This window comes from Bartonella sp. AA168HLJHH (genome assembly GCF_042197365.1).
GTDB lineage: Bacteria > Pseudomonadota > Alphaproteobacteria > Rhizobiales > Rhizobiaceae > Bartonella.
Genome location: NZ_JBHIRS010000033.1, coordinates 1 through 2,855, shown reverse-complemented (window position 1 = coordinate 2,855; position 2,855 = coordinate 1). Strand labels below are relative to the sequence as shown.

General features: G+C 38.5%; 3 protein-coding genes. All 3 read right to left on the bottom strand.

Translation table 11 applies throughout. The annotated features are described in order from the left end of the window. A partial coding sequence (locus tag ACFINM_RS09050) for an ABC transporter substrate-binding protein (RefSeq protein WP_375641151.1) occupies positions 1-1,019 on the bottom strand: 1,019 nt, incomplete at its 3' end. Positions 1,020-1,375: 356 nt separating this feature from the next. Continuing rightward, positions 1,376-1,594 carry a hypothetical protein gene (locus ACFINM_RS09045; protein WP_375641149.1) on the bottom strand — a complete coding sequence of 73 codons (219 nt, stop codon included), beginning with the start codon at positions 1,592-1,594 and terminating at the stop codon, positions 1,376-1,378. Positions 1,595-1,937: 343 nt separating this feature from the next. Next, on the bottom strand, positions 1,938-2,855 hold a 918-nt coding region (locus ACFINM_RS09040), incomplete at its 5' end, for an ABC transporter substrate-binding protein (protein WP_375641147.1).

Below are 2,855 nucleotides of genomic sequence, written 5' to 3'. Positions count from 1 at the left end.
AAACTTGCACGTGGAATACCAACATCTTTGAGAAGAGTCTTACCGAGTCCTTCATAGTCAATAAGATAGCGCATCGCCAAACGCACTTTTTCATTGGCAAAAATAGGGTTTGTCGCATTAAATCCCCATATGATCATGGAGGGCGCCAACACTTTTTCAACTTTAATATCCGTTGTTGCTTGGAGATCTGCCAAATCCTCTGGCATCAGATTACGTGCAACATCGATATCATGTTTTTCCAATAATAAACGTTGCGTTCCAGGCTCCGCGACATGGCGAATTAAAATCTTCTTCAATTTAGGCGCCTCCCCCCAATAATTGGAGCTTGCACGCAACAAAATTCCTTCCCCAGGGCGCCAACTCTCTAGCTGATAAGGACCAACGCAAGCAGAATGGCTTGCCAAATACCGGTTTCCCATATCACCATCTTTTTCGTGTTTCATGAGTGTCTCACGATCCAGCAAGGCAGCAGTGCGATTAGTGGAAATATTGCTAAGAATAAGCTCTGCTGGATAAGGTTTATCAAATTTCATCACCACTGTTTTGTCGTCCGGTGCTTGAAAAGCCTCATCAACGTTTTGTTCTGTAATCCCATATTCATTAAATGTTGCCGCATTAGCCAATTTCAATTTGACAACCCGCTTCATACCCCAAACAAGATCATTGGCATTCGCAGAACGACCATCATAAAACTTTAAACCATCACGCAAGTGAAAAGTAATCACCGTACTCTGATCATCACTTGAAACATCCCAACTCTTCGCTAACGAGGGAACCATTTTAGCCGCATCATCTGTAGCAGAAACGACTAAATTATCACAAATATTGTTAACCACTTCAATTCCATAACGGTCATTGAGTTGTGCAGGGTCAAATGTATTTATTGGATCGAGATTCCAAGCCATCACAAGCGTATCGGCGGGTGTTTTTGCTGAAACTTGTTGCACAAACATCCCCATTGCAAGAACAGCAGAAACAAAAGAACTGCCCTTTTTCAATATTTTTCTTTTCATGTTCATAGAATTTTCCTTTTAACGTTTATTGTATAAATTCTCCATGCAGCAAAACGTGCTTAATTTAAGTTTAGACGAACGATAGGCTCCTAAAGACCAAACTTTAAAATCTTCAAGAACAAGCACCTCTTGCCAATGACTCCTCTTGTCTACACTTATAAGCCAAACTAAAACATACAAAGGAAAACACTCTGATATACAATGAACGCTCACCAACAACAGAGCTTAATCACGATATCATAACGCCTACTATTGAAGACTATAAAACCTGTATTTTTTCTATCTTGTTAAGCAAGCTTGTCTCGTATTTCTTCCGGCGTTTTCTATACCATCAAAGCACTACCCCTTTTAGCTCAAGTACCTTAATAACAACGAGCCTTCATAACAATTTGACGATTTGATAAAACAGAAAAATTCGTTAGTTTGCCAAATGCAACGACTTTTATTCCTTCTTCAAAAGAAAATTTAATTTTTTCATCACTCCCCGTAAAATAACACCCTCCAAATGACATCTCATCATCTTTCAAAGCAAAAGAAAATATAAACACCATAAAAAACTGATATCTCTTGTGTACCCCCATAACAAAACTTTCCTTCAACATCGCAAAACCTTTGCACCTTTAGCACCACTAAATTCCGCGATATTTGTTACACTTAGTTTTTTTATGTTACTCTCAGTTTTTTAACAAATAAATTGACCACTTTCTAATTCAGAAAAATTGAAATATCGATCTTAACATCCATTTAAATACACCTCTAATGAGAATGAAAAATATCTTTAAACGAATGTCTTGAAAAGACATTCAACAATATATCACGCATTACCTATGATCTTCGACGCATTGCAAAACTTGAAAATTTATACAATACGCCGAATATATCATGACGATGCCCTTTATCTATTGAACAGCATTGAAGACACTCTTATTTTTCAATTTTACTATAAAAAATATGTGGCGCACTATTCCAAACCCACTTTTTGATATCAGGCGTCATCGCGATAACAGTATATTTCTGAAAGATAAACGCATAAGGTCCTTTTTGCATCAATTCACGTTGTAAATCAGCATAGAGTTGTGCCCGTTTTTGCGGATCTTTTTGAAACAATGCATCCTGAACCTTTTGATTCATCGTTTCATCCAAATACCCATATTGCCAACTAGGATAGGCGGTATTTTTTGCCTCAAGCCGATTATCTGGATTATAAACAAGACGTGAAGCCATGGTATGAGGATCCGCAGAATCATTATTCCATCCGACAAAAATCGTATCAAAAGCCCGTGCATAAAGTTTAGAAAACAACTGTGTACCGGCCATCCGTTCAATTTTAAGACGCACCCCCGCCTTTGCGGCACTATCTTGGAGTGACTGAGCAACTAACACCCTATAAGGAGCATTTGATACGAGAAAATTTGCCTCAAATCCATTCGGATAACCAGCTTCTGCTAAAAGCTGCTTGGCTTTTTGAATATCAAGTTTAAAGGGTTGCCCTTCTTTTTCATCTAAAGCCCCAAAGTTGCCAAGAGGAATAAAACTGGCCCGTGGAACACCAACACCTTTGAGAAGCTTCTTGCCAAGACCTTCATAATCTATGAGATAACGCATCGCCAAACGCACTTTTTCCTTAGCAAAAATAGGATTTGTCATGTTAAATCCCCAGTACATCATAGATGGTTCTAACACTTCTTCAATTTTAACATCTGTTGTTTTTTGCAGATCTGCAAGATCTTCAGGGGTCAAATCACGAGCAACATCAATATCGTGCTTTTGCAACAACAAACGTTGTGTTCCGGGCTCTGCAACATGGCGAATTAAAATCTGCTTCAGTTTAGGCGCTTGTCC

What these genes read in the sequence shown, in the direction of transcription:
- ACFINM_RS09045 (WP_375641149.1), bottom strand. Translation starts at nt 1,594, where the DNA reads ATGGGGGTACACAAGAGATATCAGTTTTTTATGGTGTTTATATTTTCT.